The sequence below is a fragment of the Stenotrophomonas sp. 109824_Sma genome, assembly GCF_056480025.1.
In genome coordinates this window covers 2,294,632-2,312,669 of sequence record NZ_CM151078.1, presented here as the reverse complement: position 1 = coordinate 2,312,669, position 18,038 = coordinate 2,294,632, and the positions used below count along the sequence as shown (strand labels likewise).

The 18,038-nt window shown below is 67.0% G+C and carries 13 protein-coding genes; 4 read left to right on the top strand and 9 right to left on the bottom strand.

What is annotated here, in order from left to right; genetic code table 11:
- Window positions 1-4 precede the first annotated feature (4 nt).
- The 4 genes from ACZK1G_RS10935 to ACZK1G_RS10920 all read left to right on the top strand — a co-directional run bounded on the left by ACZK1G_RS10935 (window position 5) and on the right by ACZK1G_RS10920 (window position 7,549).
- A complete protein-coding gene (locus ACZK1G_RS10935) occupies window positions 5-538 on the top strand; it encodes a lipocalin family protein (protein WP_049445320.1) in 534 nt (177 codons plus the stop codon).
- Between the two features lie 298 nt (window positions 539-836).
- Window positions 837-4,316 (top strand): DEAD/DEAH box helicase, encoded by a 3,480-nt coding sequence (locus ACZK1G_RS10930; RefSeq protein ID WP_201016719.1) that lies wholly within the window; start codon window positions 837-839, stop codon window positions 4,314-4,316.
- 282 nt (window positions 4,317-4,598) lie between these two features.
- On the top strand, window positions 4,599-5,225 hold the full coding sequence (locus ACZK1G_RS10925) for a response regulator transcription factor (protein WP_049445327.1): 627 nt from the start codon (window positions 4,599-4,601) through the stop codon (window positions 5,223-5,225).
- A complete protein-coding gene (locus ACZK1G_RS10920) occupies window positions 5,222-7,549 on the top strand; it encodes an ATP-binding protein (RefSeq protein WP_197621890.1) in 2,328 nt (775 codons plus the stop codon). Before ACZK1G_RS10925 ends, ACZK1G_RS10920 begins: the two co-directional genes overlap by 4 nt.
- Here the strand turns inward: ACZK1G_RS10920 and ACZK1G_RS10915 are convergent, their stop codons facing one another.
- The 9 genes from ACZK1G_RS10915 to ACZK1G_RS10875 all read right to left on the bottom strand — a co-directional run bounded on the left by ACZK1G_RS10915 (window position 7,550) and on the right by ACZK1G_RS10875 (window position 17,761).
- Window positions 7,550-8,305 carry a SapC family protein gene (locus ACZK1G_RS10915; protein ID WP_014037169.1) on the bottom strand — a complete coding sequence of 252 codons (756 nt, stop codon included), beginning with the start codon at window positions 8,303-8,305 and terminating at the stop codon, window positions 7,550-7,552. It abuts the gene before it with no gap.
- 110 nt (window positions 8,306-8,415) lie between these two features.
- Window positions 8,416-8,688, bottom strand: a complete 273-nt coding sequence (locus ACZK1G_RS10910; RefSeq protein ID WP_005409616.1) for a hypothetical protein — start codon at window positions 8,686-8,688, stop codon at window positions 8,416-8,418.
- A 385-nt stretch (window positions 8,689-9,073) separates the two neighbouring features.
- Entirely contained in the window at window positions 9,074-11,110 is a 2,037-nt protein-coding gene (gene fusA, locus ACZK1G_RS10905) for an elongation factor G (protein ID WP_049445332.1), read from the bottom strand.
- Between the two features lie 414 nt (window positions 11,111-11,524).
- Window positions 11,525-12,274 carry a hypothetical protein gene (locus ACZK1G_RS10900; protein ID WP_049445335.1) on the bottom strand — a complete coding sequence of 250 codons (750 nt, stop codon included), beginning with the start codon at window positions 12,272-12,274 and terminating at the stop codon, window positions 11,525-11,527.
- 63 nt (window positions 12,275-12,337) lie between these two features.
- Window positions 12,338-13,099 carry a heme ABC transporter ATP-binding protein gene (locus tag ACZK1G_RS10895; RefSeq protein WP_049445338.1) on the bottom strand — a complete coding sequence of 254 codons (762 nt, stop codon included), beginning with the start codon at window positions 13,097-13,099 and terminating at the stop codon, window positions 12,338-12,340.
- Window positions 13,096-14,139: a FecCD family ABC transporter permease gene (locus tag ACZK1G_RS10890; protein ID WP_049421974.1), complete on the bottom strand. Its 1,044-nt coding sequence runs from the start codon at window positions 14,137-14,139 to the stop codon at window positions 13,096-13,098. The genes ACZK1G_RS10895 and ACZK1G_RS10890 overlap by 4 nt, the downstream gene beginning before the upstream one ends.
- Complete coding sequence (locus ACZK1G_RS10885) at window positions 14,136-15,182, bottom strand: heme/hemin ABC transporter substrate-binding protein (protein ID WP_101765431.1); 1,047 nt, start codon at window positions 15,180-15,182, stop codon at window positions 14,136-14,138. Before ACZK1G_RS10885 ends, ACZK1G_RS10890 begins: the two co-directional genes overlap by 4 nt.
- Window positions 15,183-15,233: 51 nt before the next feature.
- Window positions 15,234-16,610, bottom strand: a complete 1,377-nt coding sequence (locus tag ACZK1G_RS10880; RefSeq protein WP_049445531.1) for a YncE family protein — start codon at window positions 16,608-16,610, stop codon at window positions 15,234-15,236.
- Between the two features lie 122 nt (window positions 16,611-16,732).
- A complete protein-coding gene (locus ACZK1G_RS10875) occupies window positions 16,733-17,761 on the bottom strand; it encodes an alpha/beta hydrolase (RefSeq protein WP_049445345.1) in 1,029 nt (342 codons plus the stop codon).
- Between the last annotated feature and the right edge of the window lie 277 nt (window positions 17,762-18,038).

The following is an 18,038-nucleotide window of genomic DNA, read 5'->3' as shown; positions in this document are numbered from 1 at the left end:
TGACATGCGCATGCGCTCGCTGCTTCCCCTGCTGGCATTGAGCCTGTTTGGCTCCGGCTGCAGTTCCAGCGATACCCGTCCCCTGCCCCGCCCGCCATCGGTGGACGTGCCACGCTTCATGGGCGACTGGTATGTGATCGCCCACATCCCGTCCTGGCCGGAGCGCAAAGCCTTCGACGCCGTGGAGAGCTACGCATTGAAGCCGGACGGGCGCATCCAGACGACCTTCACCTATCGCAAGGGCAGTTTCGACGCCCCGCAGAAGTCGATGCACCCTGTTGGGCGGGTCGAGAAGAACGGCAACGGCGCCATCTGGGGCATGCAGTTCGTCTGGCCGATACAGGCCGAGTACGTGATTGCCTGGCTGGACGACGACTATGGGCAGACCATTGTCGCCCGCAGCAAGCGCGACTATGTCTGGTACATGGCACGCACGCCGCAGGTATCCGAGAGCGACTACCAGCAGGCCGTGCAACGCATCGCGGCCATGGGCTACGACACCGGCAAGCTGAGGCGTGTACCGCAGTCGGTGCGCTGACGGCAGCGTGTATCGACATCTGGCTGGCGCCGGATGTCGCATTCATCACCGCAGCCGCATTGGCCATGCCGCACGCGCGCAGTCGCTGTCGGAGCCATGTGTACCCTCATCGCCACCGTCCCGGGCCAGCCAGTAATGGTCGCCGACGGCATTGCAGCCTGGCGCCCGAACCACGAACACTCAAGACTCGACCGCGGCGGCCGCTAATGGCCAATGCAGGGCTGTGCGCGCCGGTCACAATGGCCCGCGAAGGGCGCACTCCGGCCGCAGCCGATTTCACAATGGAAGGAACAGGCAGTTGAAGGAAGAACGACGCAACACTTTGCAGGCCAGGCACCGCGCGATCCTCAGCTTCTGGCACAGGGTTGAGTTCTTCATACCCTACGATCTGCAGGGCCAGGTCCTTGAGTCGAAAGACGCGGATTGGAGCGTACGGCTGCTGTCCAGGGATCAGCTGGAGCGACTGGACCCGCAGGATCTGTGGTCCCCACCCGTGCCATCCGGGCGCAGGCTGAGTGGATTCGATGTCTACCTCGGCATTTTCGACAAGGTCCAGCTGGCCGACATCACCCAGCGGGTACTGGCCGATACGCCGAGCGATGACGAATCGCTGGAGCAGGACGAACGGGCCGAACTGGAAGGCCTGACCTGCGCGGCCAGCCTGCGGGCCAACGCCGACGGCGTGATGCAGCTGGGTGAAATCTCGGTGTCGACCGTTCCGTGGGCACTGGGTACGATCTCCAGGCATGGCTTGCAGGGCCTGGACTTTGACGCCTTCCAGGCAAGCCTTGAAGCACTCAAGCGCGACGTGGCAACGTTCCGCAGCACCACTGCCACCCCCGCCGCACAGGATGAGGGCCCGATGCCCTGCAGCCCCGGCGACCTGCTGCGCCTGCTCGACATCCTGCACACCTGGTCGGGTCATGACCCGTCCGCGGGCGACGCATCCGCTCCCCTGCTGGTCATCCGGGCGAAAAGCGTTGAAGACAAGCCGAAGCCGGAACAGGTACCAAAGGCCGCACCCCCGGGATCCGATAATGCGTCAACGCCGGAAGCGGACGACGCCGAGGACGATGAGGCCCAATCCGAAGAGGACGCGGAGATCAGCATCCTCAACAGCTTCTTCGTCGAGGATATCGCGCGCGCCATCGGCGCACTGGACCAGGGCACTGCCAGTGCCCCGCTGCGCGCCTACCTGAGCCCATTGCCGGAAAGCCGGCGCGAAGACCTGTACACACCGAAAGGGCAGACGCTGATTTCCGAGCGGCTGCGGCCGCGGCACATCAATCGGGGCCACTGGCCCGGTGATCCTGCGCACACGATGAGCCTGATGCAGCAGTTCGCTGTGAACAGCATCTTCGAGCAGGTGCGCGACTCAGGCATTTTCTCGGTCAATGGCCCACCCGGGACCGGCAAGACCACGCTGCTGCGTGAAATCTTCGCTGAAAACATCGTGCGCCGTGCACGCGCATTGTCACAGTGCGCAACGCCCGCCGCTGCGTTTGATGCAACCCGCGAAGTGAACTTCGAAGGTGAGAAGCCGTGCAGGATCTCCCTGCTGAAGACCGACCTGACCGGCTTCGAGATGGTGGTTGCATCGCCGAACAACGCCGCCGTGGAGAACATTTCGCGTGACCTGCCGAAGAGCCGCTCACTGGGCAAGCCCGGAAGTTCGTGTTGGCGTAGTAGCACAGGGGACGTGACCTTTGACTACCTGCGGCCGCTGGCCCGCAACCTGCTCGATTGGAATGGCAGGGGCGCCTATGAGCGACCGGCAACAGATAGCGATGCCTGGGGGCTGATCAGCTGCGCACTGGGCAGGAAAGCCAACCGCGAGGCGCTTGTGCGGGCGATCAGCGTGGCCGGCCCGAGGAAGGGCGAAACGACCTCACCGAAGGGGTACGACCCGACCCGCCACCAGTCGCTCTGGCAATGGCGCAGCAGCCCGGCAGCCATGAGCTTCCAGGAGGCCCGGCAGGCGTTCGACCAGGCGGATGCGATGGTCAACGGACTGGTCGAAAAGCTTGATCGGCTCGCCTCGCTCAGCCGTGAAATCAGCGACAACGATCAGGAGAGCTTCTGCCGGTATACGGCTTCACAGCTTCGCGATGCACAGCGCGCGCATGAGCAAGCCGTACAGGCATTCATTGCGCTCGACAGCCAGCGCCGCAGGACCGATGAAGAGCTCGCGCTGCTCAAGGCGCAACCCACCCTGCTGAAGGAAGAGAAGCCTGGCTGGTGGGCCCGCATCTTTGATCGGCAACGTGCGAACAGCCATGCGGCCACAATGGCGCAGAACGCAGATCATCAGCAGCAATGGACCCTGCGCCGCCTCGAACTCGGGCCGCAATGTGATTCAGCGCAACGGCACCTGGACCGCACCGCGAGCGCCCTGGCCGAGGCATCGGCCGCCGCGCAGGTACGGGCGCAGCAGTGGACTGCAATGGCGGAACAGCTGGAACAGCTGAAAGCCGAACTCGGCAACGCATCCCATCCCGCCACCGCGGCCGAACTGGAGAATCAGGACTGGCAGATCAAGGGCGTCTGGAACAGCGAACAACTCAACGAGCAGCGTGCCAACCTCTTCGTGGCGGCACTGCAGCTTCACCAGGCCTGGCTGCACGAAGTCCTGCAGACAGGCGGCGGCTTCGCCCAGAACGTCATTGCGCTATGCCACCTGCTGGGCGGCAAGCGGCTGCAGGAGCCGCGCGATGCGCTGGCCATCTGGCAGAGCCTGTTCATGATCGTGCCGGTTGTCTCCAGCACGTTCGCTTCCGTCGCACGCCAGTTCCGCCATCTGGGACCGGACTCGATCGGCTGGCTGTTCATCGATGAGGCCGGCCAGGCCGTGCCGCAGGCGGCAGTCGGTGCACTGCTGCGCTCGAGGCGCGCAATCGTGGTGGGTGATCCGCTGCAGATCGAGCCGGTGTTCACCGTGCCGGTCAAGCTGTTGCAGGCGCTGGGCCAAACCAGCGCACTGCCCGCAGACATGAACGTCTCGCCCGACAAGACCTCCGTACAGGTACTGGCCGACGAGGCCAACCCGCTCGGTGCCCGCATGGAGTCAGGGGGCTCGCCGCTCTGGATCGGCAGCCCCCTGCGTGTGCATCGTCGCTGCGTCGAACCGATGTTTTCCATTGCCAACACGATTGCCTACGAGGGGAAGATGATCTTCTCCAACCCCTGGGAGCCAAGCGCAGCGCGGCCACCCGCTGACAGCCTGGACATCGGCGGCAGCGCCTGGGTACACGCCCCCGGCCGCACCAGCGACAAGCAGGTCGTGCCGTGCCAGATCGACCTGGTGCAGCAGGCGTTGGCGGCGCTCTATCACAGCACCGGAACCCTGCCCCCGGTCTATATCATTTCGCCCTTCAAACGCATCAAGAACGCCCTGCTCGAGCGGCTGCGGAACCAGGCTGCCTGGCTTGGCGCGGATGCCCCGCCCGGCACGCAGGCGCCACGCACCGCCGAGCTGCGCACGTGGTGCAGGGAGCGCGTCGGCACCGTGCACACCTTCCAGGGCAAGGAAGAGAGCATTGTCTGGATGGTGCTGGGGTGTGACACGGACACGGTGGGCGCGGCGCATTGGGCCTCCAGCAAGCCCAATCTGCTCAACGTCGCCGTCACCCGCGCCCAGCACCGCTGCTTCCTGATCGGAGACACCGCGCTCTGGGGCGGTCTGCGCCACTTCTCGGCCGCCCATGCCGAACAGTTGCCCCGCATCACGCCGGCGCAATTCCTGGATCGCATGTCGATCCCCCGCGTACAGACTCGATAGCCCCCTCCCCTGCCCTGACGGAGCCGCCTACCCAGGGCGGGGGCGCAAGGCCATGCCGACGTGACGCGTCACGTTAATAGCCCCAGTGGCCACGGCGGAAGCCACGCGCACACCCCTGACCAGCGCCATATTCATTTGCACCATAAATGAGTAGGCCCGGCCCAATCGGCCGCACAAATCGATCTTTAGGAATAGTCGTAAAAACGCAACACATTCGATGTTCGACGCGACAGCGGCGCCAGAATGACGGCCACGCCCACGGGCGCCGACCACCTCCCGCGCATGAATGGATTTCCTGCACCGCGTCGGCTACGCCTGGCGCTCCTGGACGACCACGAAGTGGTCCGCCGCGGCACCGCCCTCCATCTGTCAGGCGACCTCCGCTTCGACATTGTCGCCAGCCATGGCTGCAGCGACGCTCTGCTCTGCAGCCTGCAAGGCACGCACGTTGATGTGGCCATCATCGACCTCACGCTTGCCCGTGGCGACCTGGGCGGCATCGAGCTGGTTGCCCGGCTGTGCCGGGAGTTCCCGCGCACGCCGTTGCTGGCTTTCGCTACGCTCTCGCCCACCACCAACCTCAACAGCCTGATCGATGCCGGACTCAGCGGGTTCGTCAGCAAGGCCGAGCCGCTTCCTGCGTTGTCCGACGCCATCGTGCGGGTTTCCCAAGGCCTGACCCGGGTTCCGCCGGACGTCAGGCTGGCCGGCGATCGCGGCGAGCTCAGCCGCAACGAGCGCGAGGTGCTGGGCCTGCTGCTGGAAGGCTTGACCGTCTCCGAGATCGCACTGCGCCGGCACCGCAGCATCAAGACCGTCAGCACGCAGAAGGTTGCCGTGCTGCGCAAGCTGGGACTGCGCAGCGACGTGGAGATCTACGCGTTGCGCGAACGACTGGAGACACCGTGAGGCGCCAGTTGCCGTTGCGCCGCCGCTTTCTGTCCACCGGGCTGCTGGCGCTCCTTCTCCTGCCGGCTGCCTCGGCCGAAGATATCCGGTCGCCACGCTGGCTGCCGGGCAGCACGGTACGGGTCGCCACGACCCCCTCCCTGCGCCCGCTGCCCGCAGCCTTGGCCGATACGTCATCACCGCCAACGCTTGCCCATGGCTACGCCAACCTGGTGGCCCGGCACGCCCAGCTCCGTTTCCTGGAACAGCCCTATCCAACCGCCGCCGCATCGATCCTCGCGGTGTGCCATCACGAGGCCGATCTGGTCATGGTCTTTGGCGGGGCGAGGCACCAGGCCCTCCCCTGCCCCGACCTTGCCGCGTCCAGCCGCTTTCGTGGCGGCGCCACCCTGCTGGCCGGACGTGCCGACGAGTGGTTGCCACGGGAGATGCACGAACTCGACACGCGGGTCGTCGCCGTCGTTGAAGGCGGGCCCTACGCCGGCTGGCTGCACGCACATCACCCACAGGTCCGGCTGCGGCACCTGCCTGATCGGTACGCGGCATTGGCCGCCGTCGAATCGGGCCTGGCGGACGTGGCGATCGGCCTGGAGCCCACACTGCGCCCCCTGGTTCGACGCCACTTCAATGGCAGCCTGCGCCTGCAGTCGTTCGACAGCGGCTTCTCCACCGACCTCTACCTGCTCGTCCGCCACGAAGACCAGCAGCTGCTGGGGCGCATCCAACAGGCATTGCGCGAGATCACACTGGAGGAGCATGCGGGCCTCCTTCGACTCTGGGCGGGACAGACGCTGCCTGCCGCGGCCGGGAATGCACTGGAGTGGATGCAGACGTCGCCCCCGCGCGGGTGGCTGCTGCTGGCCCCACTGCTGATCGCCCTGCCGCTGCTGTGGCTCGCAATGCGCCACCTGCGGGCGCGCGGTGATCGCAGCGGCGCACATGCCATCGGAGTGATCAGCCACGAGATGCGCAACTCGGCGCAGGCCGTACTGACCTCGATCGAGCTGCTGGGGCAATCGACACTACCGAAGGGTGAACGCGATCTGCTGGACGCTGCCAGTACGGCCAGCCAATCCCTGCGCAGCCTCTTGAACCGCGCACTGGACTTTTCGCGCCTTGCGAGCGGCGCTTTCAAGCCGCATGCGCAAGCCTGCGATGCAGTTCAGCTGTGCCGGCAGGCACTGGAGGCGATCCGGCCTCAGGCCCAGCGGAAAGGCCTGCAGCTGCATCTCGATGTCCAGGACGCATCCCCGTCGAACATCCTGGTGGACGCCGATGCGCTACGCCAGATTGCCAGCAATCTATTGGCGAACGCGGTGAAATTCAGCGATATCGGCGGCATCGAGCTGCGCCTGCAGCTGATGCCAGCGGCGCGGCCCAGCGAGCTGCTGCTGGAGGTGATCGACAGCGGCATCGGCATCGCACCTGCACAGGTAGCTGTCCTGTTCCAGCCTTTCCAGCAAGGCAGCAGTGGACAGCAGCGTGGCGGCAGCGGCCTGGGCCTTTCCATCGCGCGCGAGCTGGCCCGCGCGATGGGCGGCGACCTCACCGTGCACAGCGTGCTGGGCCGTGGCAGTCGCTTCATCCTGCGCCTGCCGGTGTATCCGGCAGGCGCCAGCGAGGATGCCGAGGGCCTGTGCACAAGCGGTACGCCACTGGCCGGACTGCACCTGCTGCTGGTCGAGGACCACGAGCTCAATCGCCACGTCATCGCCGAACAGCTGCGACGCTGGGGCGCTGAGGTGTGCGCCGTGGAGGACGTGGCTGGAGCCCTGGCCGAACAGGCGCGACAGCCCCGCCCCATCGCATTGATCGACATCGGGCTGCGTGGCATCGATGGTCACGTGCTGGCGCGCGAACTGCGTGGGCATGCCGGGCAGGCAATTCGCCTGATCGCGTTGTCTGCCCGCACCGGACGGCGTCATCGCGCACGCTGCCGCCGCTCGGGCTTCGACGCGGTGCTGGCCAAACCGCTGCGCGCCGCCCACCTGCTGCCTGCGCTCGGCATTGCGCGACCAGGGGGCGTGGACGCAGCCGTGCAGACGATTGACATGGACGCGGCCTACATCGCCGACATCCGCGATGAGCTCGACAGCATGGAGCGGGTTGTCGATCGCGCGGACGCATCGGCACTAGGCCATCACGCGCACCGACTGCAGGGCACGCTGCAGATGCTGGGCCAATGCGAGCATGCGGCCATCGCGGCGGAGCTGGCCGATCTGGCACATGACGCCGCGCCGGACTGGGCCGATGCGCGGCGCCTGCTGGACGTGCTGAAGGCTGGACAGGGCTCCTACGCAGCGGGAACCCTGCCAGTGCCTTGATCAGGCGGCCAGGCGCTCGACCTGGCGACGGGTCAGGTCATTGAAGCGACCCAGCGACATCAGGTGCTGGTGGATCAGTGCCAGCCAGCCGCTGCGGTGCCACTCGACCACGGTTGCTTCCGGCAGTGCAACGAACTTCTCGACGTCCACCACCAGGAAGCCATTGAGGTTGAACTCGCGGCCATCCGGGGTACGCACGGTGGCGTTGCGCTCGACCAGCAGGCCGTTGTCGGTCAGGGCCTTGGAGAAGGCCAGGGTCTGTTCGTGCTCGCGGGTGTACTGGCCGCAGAACTCCAACGCCTGCTGCACCATTTCGGTGGCCTTGCCGTCGACGAACAGCGGCTGGCCTTCCTCGCCGCCCTTGACCACGCGCGGGCTTTCCTCGTCGATGCCCAGCAGGAAGTCATTCTCCGCGCCGGTGTCGATGAAGATGAAGGGGTGGCGGCGCAGGTAGGCCGGAATATAGGCCTCGTCTTCCCACAGGCCGTCCTTGATGAACAGGTTCTGGTCGGACACGCCCACGGCGGCCATCGGCACCGCGCCCGGGCCGGCGAACAGGATCGGGAAGTGGTGCAGGGCCAGCGAGAACTCGCCCAGCACCAGCGGAATGGCGTTGTTGCCGGCGGCGAACTCGAGCTTGCCCGGCAGGATGCGCAGATCGGCATGCACATCGGCCTGCAGCGGCACCGGACGGGTATAGAACAGGGGGGCGCCGCTCTGCGCCGCTTCGGTGGTGGTGTCGCTGGTGGTGGTCATCTTGGGAACCGTTCGATCATGCGCGCCTGCCATCCCGGGCACGCCAGCGGGAACAACCTGAATCCCGCATTATCAACAAGCTCGATGACAACGGCCACCCCACCGCCGAACTATTTCAGCTGCAGGGGATAGCGCTGCCAGAGTACGTGGACCAGGAACCCGGCCAGTTCGGTGTCGCGCGCGCTCACCGCGGCACGGATCTTGTCCAGCAGCACCATGTCGCTGCAGGAGCGCACGTCGGCATGATTGGCCTGCCCTGCCCTGCGCGCACGGTAGCGCGCGGCCCGCTGCGCATCGCTCATCGCGTACCCGAACTTGGGCGGACGACCGCGCTTGCGCGGCAGGGTCAGCTCCAGGGTTCCGGGGTCTTTGTCATCACGCATGGGCAGGGTGCGGGCGGCGGCGAGCAACGGGGGGTGCGCAATTTATCGTGAGGCATCACTTTAATCCAGCTTTTTCTGCAGTTTTGTTGCGATGCAGTGCAAAAACGGATCCCCTGAGAACGGCATCCACGCATGGCGTGGATCTACTGCAGAGCCCGCAACCCGATCGCCCATGGATCCACGCCATGCGTGGATGGGCAAATCCCAACGACACCCGGTAGATCCACGCCATGCGTGGATGTGCAAATCCCAACAACACCCGGTAGATCCACGCCATGCGTGGATGGGCAAACCCCAACGACACCCGGTAGATCCACGCCATGCGTGGATACGGGAACCGGCCAATACAAAAAAGGGAGCCCGCGAACGGGCTCCCTCACCTTCTTCATGCAGCGCGCACCGGCTCGTAGCCATGCAGGTGCGCCTGGCTGCTGGCCCTGCCCTGGCTCAGCGAGCGCAGCGAGGTGGTGTAGCCCACCAGCTGCGCCAGCGGCGCGAAACCGCTGACCTCGGCACGACCATCCTGGTCGTCGATGCGGGCAATGCGACCGTGGCGTCGGTTGAGGTCGCCGACCACATCCCCCACCGATGCCGACGGCGAATGCACCGTCACTGCCATCACCGGCTCCAGCAGCTGCGTGCCGCCCTCTGCCAGCGCGGCCTTGATCGCCTCGGCGCCGGCGCGATGGAATGCCATCTCCGAAGAGTCCTTGGCATGGGTCTGGCCATCGACAAGACTGACCTCGATGCCGACCACCGGATGGCCCTGCGGACCTTCCGACAGCGCGGCACGCACGCCCTTCTCCACCGCCGCGATGAAGCTGCGCGGCACCACGCCACCGACGATGCGGTCGTTGAACACCACCTGGTCGTCCTCGCGCGGGGCCACATCCAGCACCACATGCGCGAACTGGCCCTGGCCGCCGGTCTGCTTGACCAGCCGGCCCACTACGCCGGTCATCGCACGCATCGGCGTCTCCTGGTAGGCCACGCGCGGCGCACCTACGCCCACGTCGACCTTCCATTCACTGCGCAGGCGCTCGACCATCACCTCCAGATGCAGCTCGCCCATGCCCCAGACCAGAGTCTCCGCCGTGTCGCGATCGGTTTCGACACGGAACGACGGATCTTCCTGGGCCAGGCTGGCCAAGCCCTGTGCCATCCGGATCAGGTCGGCAGCACGCGCCGGCTCCAACCGCCACGCCAGCACCGGCGCCTGTGCCTGGATATTCTCCAGGCGCAGCGGCTGCGCACGCCCGCTCAGCGTTTCACCGCTGACCGCATCCTTCCAGCCGAGCACCGCGACGATGTCACCAGCCACGGCCTGTTCGATATCGTGGGTCTGGTCGGCCTGCACCCGCACCAGGCGACTGACGCGCCGCCCTTGTGGATGCTGCGAACTGGACACCGCGTCGCCCACCTTCAAGGTGCCCGAGTACAGCCGCACGAAGCTCAGGGCACCGTGCTGCTGGTGGGTGATCTTGAACAGCAGGCCGGCCAGCGGACCGTCAGGGTCCGGCGGCAGCACCACCTCACCGCTCTCGCTTTCAGCGGTGACGGCCGGCCGATCCAGCGGCGACGGCAGGTAATCGACCACCGCATCCAGCAGCGTCTCGATGCCCTTGTCCTTGAACGCGGCACCGGCCAGTACCGGCACACCGGCACCGGCCAGCGTCGCCCGACGGATCGCCGCACGCAGCAGCTCGGCGTCGATCGCGCGACCTTCCAGCCAGGCATCAGCCAGAAGTTCGTCATGGTCGGCCACAGCCTCGACCAGTGCGTCGCGTTGCGCCTGCCACAGGGCGCGCGCCGAGTCGTCCCACGGCGTGATCGTCGCCACCGCACCGTCCTGCCAGCGCAGTACCCGCTCATCGACCAGGTCGACCCAGCCGTTGAAGTCGCTTTCGCTGCCCAGCGGCACGCCCAATGCCCACGGTCGCGCCTGCAGCTTGTCCTGCAGCTGCTCCAGCACGCGCTCGAACGAGGCACCGACGCGGTCCATCTTGTTGACGAAGGCAATCAGCGGCACGCGGTGGCGACGCGCCTGGCGCCACACGGTCTCGGACTGCGGCTGCACGCCATCCACGGCCGAAAACACGGCCACGGCGCCATCAAGCACGCGCAGCGAGCGCTCGACTTCAATGGCGAAGTCGATGTGGCCGGGGGTATCGATCAGGGTCAGCCGATGCGGCGGCAGGTCGCGCGGCGCCCACTGTGCCTGCACGGCGGCCGCGCCGATGGTGATGCCACGTTCGCGCTCGATCGCCGAGAAATCGGTGGTCGCATTGCCATCGTGCACTTCGCCGACGCGATGGATCTCGCCGCTTTTCCACAGCAGGCGTTCGGTCAGCGTGGTCTTGCCTGCGTCGATGTGGGCAATGATGCCGAGGTTGCGACGGCGGGAAAGGGTCTGGGTGTTCATAAAGAGGTTCCTGCAAAGCCAACTCCAGGGGCCGCGCACCCCGGTTGGCGACAGGGTGCGCGGCTAGCGTTCGGTCTCGGCGATCTGGTGCATGGCACGTTCTCCTTGCGGTACATCGGGTTACGGGGAATGGAACTGCGGAAACGAAAAGAGCGCCCCGGAGGGCGCTCTGTCGAAGGTCCAGCGATGACCGTCTCAACGGCCTCGTGGGGCTCCAGGCAGACACGCCCGTTCCGCGCTTGCGCGGGTCAGGGTGAAAAACTTCAGGAGCGGCATCCGGTTCATGGGGCGCATTCTAGACCTGCCAATCTGGCGCGCAAGTGAATATTGCGTACATAAATGGAACGATGAGGCCGACGGGCATCGGGGTCGGATCCCTTTGCCACGGGCAAAGGGCTCTGACCCCAGCCGACCTCACTTGCACTCGTGCAGCGTGCGCGCCTCACCCACCGTCGCAGCCTGGTCGTCTCCCATCGAGATCCAGCCCTTCAGCGACATCGCCGGGTCCACCTGCGCCTGGCGGGGGCCGCCGCGGATCAACGCCTCGGTCCAGCTCCCCACCGGTGCCAGCTCGGACAGGCGAGCCGCCTGATCATCCTCCGTGCTGAACGTATCATCCGGCGAAGCGGGCTTGGCGTTGTTCACGGTTTCGGTCTTGCGCGCCCGCACCCGCAGCGCGCCGTCAGCCATGCGCTGGGTGGTGACGTCATACCGCTCCACACCGTAGGCCCAATTGCTTTCACCCGTGCGGCGCAGCTCGCTGCCATCGTCGGCCACCATCACCGCATCACCGGCCGCTTCGGCCACGGCTGCGATCGCCCCCAGCCCCGACATCACCGCCTGGTAGGTAATCATCTGCCGCTGCTCGGTGGTCAACGCACCGGCCTTCAGCTTGGCGGCGGGAATCTTCAGGTACGCCGCTTCCTTGCACAGCACCAGCACCTGCTGGTCATCCCAGCTGACCGACAGCTCATCATTGGCAAAGTAGCGGGTGGTCATCGCGGCGACCGGCGCGCCATCACCGGCCGAGTACCGGGTTTCGATCAGAGAAGCCTGCTCGGCCGCGCTCATCAGCGACACCGGCGAAGTCGATGCCGCATTGGCGGCGCCTGCGGAGGCGACCATCAGGGCCAGCAGCACGCCACGCGAAACATTACAGATCATTGCATCAGTCCATTGAAGGAAATCCCGTCGAGCATGATACGCGGTGAAGCGCGCTACGCTGACTCAGGTCACCACCACCAGCGGCACTCCACGGCGCGGATGCTCCAGCACCACCACATCCTGCTGGTAGACCCGCTGCAGATTGTCTTCGGTGAGCACCTGCAGCGGCGTGCCATCGGCCGCCACCCTGCCCTGCTCCAGCAGCACGATGCGGTCGGCATAGCCGGCAGCCAGATTGAGGTCGTGCAGCACCACGATCACACATGCGCCGGCCTCGGCACAGGCGCGCACACTGCGCAGCGTGCGTTCCTGGTGGCGCAGATCCAGCGCGGCGGTCGGCTCATCCAGCAACAGTAGCGGCGTGTCCTGCGCCAGCACGCGCGCGAACGTGGTCCGGGCGGACTCGCCGCCGGAGAGCTGCTGCACCTCGCGCAGGCGCAGCGCCTGCAGTTCGGCAGCATCGATGGCGGCTTCCACCTGGGCGTCATCCACCACCGGATCCGGCGGATGCGGCAGCCGCCCCATCGCCACCACTTCCTCCACGCTGAAGGCGAAACGCACACCGTGCTCCTGCGGCATCACCGCGCGCTCACGTGCCAGCGGCCCGGCCTTGTAGGTGGCCAACGGCTTGCCGAGCAGGCTTACCTCGCCCGCGTCAGCGCGCAGGTCACCGGCGGCGACTGCCAGCAACGTGGACTTGCCTGCGCCGTTCGGGCCCACCAGCGCGGTCACCGTACCCGGCTCGAACGCCAGCGAAATGCCATGCAGGATCTCGCGCTGCTGGCGGCGCACCACCACCTCGTGCAGTTTCAACAGCACGCTCATGGCGCAGCCTTGCGGCGCTGCTGCAGCACCAGCCAGAGGAAGAACGGCGCGCCCAGTGCGGCCGAGAACAGGCCCAGCGGAATCTCGGCCGGCGGATCCAATGTGCGCGCGGCAGTGTCGGCCACCACGATCAACAGCGCACCGAGCAGCCCGGACAACGGCAGCAGCCAGCGGTGTCCCGGGCCGACCAGCAGGCGTGCCACGTGCGGCACCACCAGGCCGACGAAACTGATGGAGCCGGCAAACGCCACCGCTGCCCCGACCAGCAGCGCGCTGAAGGCCACGAGGCGGCGACGCGTACGTGTGACATCCAGCCCGAGGTGCTGTGCCTGGCGTTCACCCAGCGCCAGCATGTCCAGCGGCGTAGCCAGCCGCTGCAGTGCGAACACACCAATGGCGAACAACGGCACCACCGCCGCCACGTCGGCCCAGTTGGCGCGCGCGAGCGAGCCCATCTGCCAGAACACCAGCGATTGCAGCTCGCTTTCGCTGGCGATATAGGTCAGGAAGCCGATCAGCGCCGAGCAGAACGCGGCCATCGCGATACCGACCAGCAGCAGCGTAGCGTTGCCCGTCCCCTTGCCCGGTCGGGCCAATGCGTAGGTCAGGCCGATTGCGAGCGCGCCACCAGCGAACGCGGCCACCGGCACCAGCCAGCCGGCCGCACCGGCCGCGCCGAGCACGATGGCGGCAACTGCACCCAGTGCCGCGCCCTGACTGACGCCGACGATGCCGGGGTCGGCCAGCGGATTGCCGAACAGGCCCTGCAGGCTGGCGCCGGCCATCGCCAGCGACGCACCGACCATCGCGCCCAGAAGGGCGCGCGGAATGCGCAACTGCCATACCACAGCCAGGTCACGACTGCTGACTGCCTGCGGATCAAGCAGGCCCAGCTTCACCGCCAGCGCCTGCATCACCTCCAGCGGCGGCAACCGCAACGGACCCACGGCGAACGACGCCAGCACTGCCCCCAGCAGTGCGAATAGCGCCACCAGCAACATCGTCCGCCCGCGACGGCGGCGCCGATCCGCCGGACTCATGCCTTCGGCAACGCCGCCAGGGCCTTGGCCAGCGCCAGCGCACCGGCACCGGAGCCCACGCTGGTGTACTTCAGCTGCACATCCGGCATCACCCAGACCCGGTTGGCCTGACCGGCCGGCGTCTGCTTCAGCGTCGGGTACGCCTTCCACAGGCCTTCGGCACCGCCGAACAGCTGCAGGTCATGCTCGGTCACCAGGATCACTTCCGGTGCCGCCGCGACCACGCCCTCATTGCTCAGCTGCGAGTAGTTCTTCACTCCCGCTTCGGTACCGATGTTGATGCCGCCCGCCAGTGCGATCAGCTGCGCCGACGCACTGTCGGCACCTGCAACGGTCGGTGAGCCACCGGCGCCGGTGGCCGAGACGTGGATCACTCGTGGCGCATGGCCCAGGCCCTTGCCAATCGCTGCAGCCTCGTCGAGCTGATGCTGCACCTGTGTGGCAAGTGCCTGCCCTGCCTCGGCCAGCCCTAGTGCGGCGGCGACCTTGCGCACCTTGTCCGGCGCCGGCTGCAGATCGTCGATGACCACGGCCGGCTCACCCACTTCGCGCAGCTTCTTCGCCAGTTCGGTGTGGCGGCGCAGGCTGTTGCCGAGGAACAGCGACCCCTTCAGGCTCAGCACGCCTTCCACGCCCGTGGTGCGGTTGAACAGGAACTGGTGCGGCGCGGCCAGGCCGGCCTGGGTGGTGGTGTTGCTCGGCGCGGCAAACACCTGCTTGCCCAGGCCCAGCGCCTCGATCACCGCGATGACGTCGTCGCCGCCAGCGATGATGCGACTGGTATCGGCCACCTCGACGTCGGCGCCGTCATCGGAATGCACCTTGGCCGGAAGTACGGCCTTCTGGTCGTGTGCGGACGGCATATCAGTGCCGGCCACACGCTGCCAGCCTGCCGGCAATGCGGCTTCCGCAGCCGCGGCTGCCGTCGACGACTCAGCCGGCTTGCCGGTATCCGAGGGCGCCGAAGAACCACCACAGGCAGACAGCGCCAGCGAGACAGCCAACGGAAGCGCACACAGGCGCAGACGGGACGCGATGTTCATGCTTGTTCTCCTTGCTGGCAGGGTGACGCGCACGCCGCCCTGCCGTGTGACTTACTGCTTCGGGGTGATGCGGGTGATGCGGTCACCCTTCGGGTCTTCAGCGCCGCGCGACTTGTTCACCGCGAACACGTTGCCCTTGCCATCGGCACGGACGTGGTTCGGCAGCGTGCCACCATCGAGGTTCGCGACCACCTTGCCGTCGCCGTTGACCACGGTGACGGTGCCGGCGCCACGGTTGCTGACGTAGGCCAGGCCGGAGGCATCATCGAAGGCGACGTTCAGCGCGCCGGCGCCGACCGGCACGTCATGCAGCACCTTGCCGGCGGCCACGTCGACGATCAGCAGGTTGTCGGTGCCCTGCGAGGCCACGTACAGGCGGTTGCGTGCCGCGTCGAAGGCTACGCCCGACGCACTGATCGAATTGCCCAGGTCAATGACCTTCTCGACCTTGCTGCTGGCCACGTCGATCACCGCCGCTTCCGGGGTGCCGATGCTGACGGTGAACAGCTTGCCGCCCTTCTCGTCCAGCACCAGGCTCATCGGGGTGAACTTGCCGTCATCCACGCCGGACTCCAGCGTCACCGCTGGCAGCTCCTTGAAGGTCCTGGCATCGAACACCGACAGGTGGTCCTCACCCGTGGCCGAGGCGAACACCTTGCCGTGGGTGCCATCGACCACGACGTCGCGCGCATGCGGCACGGCATCGACCGGGAACTGGTGGGCCAGCGACAGATCCTTCTGGCGGTAGACCGCGATCGAGTTCTGGCGGGTGTTGGTGACCCAGACATTGCCATTGGTGTCATCCACGCCCACGCCGTAGACCGCGTACACCGCACCATTGGTGCTGCCCGGCACCTGCGCCGGGGTGATCGCCTTGGTTACTTTCAGCGACTTCGGGTCCAGCTTCAGCAGCTGCGACTGGGTCACCGGCGGACGGCCCACGGCCGAGGTCACGAACACCGCATTGCTGGCGGCGCTGTAGGCGGACTGGTACAGGCCCGGCACCAGCTTGTTGGACTGGGTGGCGAACTGCGCCTGGCCGGACAGCGGCAGCTGCGGCGACACGCGCAGCTTCAGCACCGTGGCTGCGGCCGGCTGGCTGGCGCGCACCACCACCGGGTGGGTACCCGGCACGGCGTCGGCCGGAATGCTCAGCTGGGTCTTGAAGTTGCCATCGGCATCGACCACCAGCGGCTGCGTGTTGAGCACGCTGTCGCCACGCAGCAGGCTGACCTTCTGGCCCGGCACGAACCCGCGACCGACCACGTCGGCCGTACTGCCGGGAACCACGTTCTCACCGCGTGAGACGACCTCGCCCTTGAAGGTGGCATTGGCCGGCTGATCGAACACCGGCTGCGCGCTGGCGGTCACCGCCAGCAGCAGGCCGGCGGCCAGGGAGGTAAGACGGAAAGACGGACGGAACGACATGGCAGGCTCCTTGCACACGTAGGCCGCGCCACGTGGCGCGGGATTCATCGGTTGCCTGGGCCGCTGCACGTCGGCAGCCTCGCCTGGGTAGTGGGGTCGCACGGCATCGCGTGCGAAGGGATTCATTCGGCGGCGTTGTCACCGCCATCGGGCGCACCGTCGCCGGCACTGCGGTCGGTCACGCCGTACAGCTCATGCAGCGCCGCGTGGAACGACGCCGGCAGCATCGGGCCGTGGCCGAGGCCGGGGAACTCGCGGTACTGCACGCGCATACCCGGCACCTTGCCCAGGCGCTCGGACAGCTGCATCGCCGCATCCGGCGTGGCGCCGCCGATGCGGCGCAGGTGCGCGACCACGCGCGGATTGTTCATGTCACGCTTGCCGCGATCACCGACACGCTCGGCACCGCCCAGCATCAGCCAGAGCGTTGCCGGCTGGCCGTGCACGTTCTGCACGAACTGTTGTTCCGGATCACCCAGCGCCGCACCCTGGCTCCACCACAGCGACGGGCTGGCGGCCAGATAGGACTGGAAGGCTGCGGGGCGGGTGTACAGCGCATTGAGCACGAACAACCCGCCCAGCGAGTGGCCCCACAGCGCTTGCTGCTGCGTATCGATGCGTGCGCGACGCTCGACTTCCGGCTTGATGCGGCGCTCGATCACGTCCAGGAACGCGGCAGCACCACCGCCGACCGCCTGGGTCGTACCGCTCTCATCGTCGGCGCGGTCGATCCATGCGGTGTAGTCGCGGGTACGCGCCTTCGAATCGATGCGCAGGTCGTTGTCGTAGCCGATCAGCACCAGCACCGGCGGCGCCCTGCGTGCGGCCAACTCGGCCAGAAGCGGCTGGTCCAGCACCATCGCCACGGCATTGCCATCCAGCGCGTACAGCACCGGCGATGGCGTCTTGCCGGCCTTGGCCGGAATCGCCAGGTTCACCCGCCAGCGGCGTTGCTGGTCGGGGCTGTCCACCACGAAATGCTCGAAGCGATAGCTCGCCGCCGGCTCGTCGAGCACGGTGTGGCCGATCTTCTGCAGCGGATTGCGCTGCTGCGCATGGGCGTACGGAGTGGCCAGGAGCAGACCCATCATCAAGGCGGCCAGGCCGCGGGCCAACCGGCCCCGGCGCGAAGGCAGGACGAAATGCTTCATCAGCGGCGGCAGAAGCGGCCCACGGCCGCCGGTTCACAAGGGACCGCAGTCTACCTCAAACGCGAATGATTATCACATCGATCGAACGTCACGCTATGTATCACGCGCGCGATGACCCGGTTGCGCTGGACGCGGCACTCCCCTATTTTGCCGGCCACCGGGGCATTGGATCGCCCCGCTTACAGCGCAGCCACGGAGGGCGGGCAGCCTGCCGCCGACCAGGCCGCGTTCATCCGCGCCATGACCGCCATGGGATTGGATCCCATGATTGTGAGAT

Coding starts and splice junctions, on each gene's coding strand:
- ACZK1G_RS10885 (WP_101765431.1), bottom strand. CDS start 15,182: ATGAACATCGCGTCCCGTCTGCGCCTGTGTGCGCTTCCGTTGGCTGTC.
- ACZK1G_RS10875 (WP_049445345.1), bottom strand. CDS start 17,761: ATGAAGCATTTCGTCCTGCCTTCGCGCCGGGGCCGGTTGGCCCGCGGC.
- ACZK1G_RS10925 (WP_049445327.1), top strand. CDS start 4,599: ATGAATGGATTTCCTGCACCGCGTCGGCTACGCCTGGCGCTCCTGGAC.
- ACZK1G_RS10900 (WP_049445335.1), bottom strand. CDS start 12,274: ATGATCTGTAATGTTTCGCGTGGCGTGCTGCTGGCCCTGATGGTCGCC.
- ACZK1G_RS10895 (WP_049445338.1), bottom strand. CDS start 13,099: ATGAGCGTGCTGTTGAAACTGCACGAGGTGGTGGTGCGCCGCCAGCAG.
- fusA (WP_049445332.1), bottom strand. CDS start 11,110: ATGAACACCCAGACCCTTTCCCGCCGTCGCAACCTCGGCATCATTGCC.
- ACZK1G_RS10935 (WP_049445320.1), top strand. CDS start 5: ATGCGCATGCGCTCGCTGCTTCCCCTGCTGGCATTGAGCCTGTTTGGC.
- ACZK1G_RS10880 (WP_049445531.1), bottom strand. CDS start 16,610: ATGTCGTTCCGTCCGTCTTTCCGTCTTACCTCCCTGGCCGCCGGCCTG.
- ACZK1G_RS10915 (WP_014037169.1), bottom strand. CDS start 8,305: ATGACCACCACCAGCGACACCACCACCGAAGCGGCGCAGAGCGGCGCC.
- ACZK1G_RS10910 (WP_005409616.1), bottom strand. CDS start 8,688: ATGCGTGATGACAAAGACCCCGGAACCCTGGAGCTGACCCTGCCGCGC.
- ACZK1G_RS10890 (WP_049421974.1), bottom strand. CDS start 14,139: ATGAGTCCGGCGGATCGGCGCCGCCGTCGCGGGCGGACGATGTTGCTG.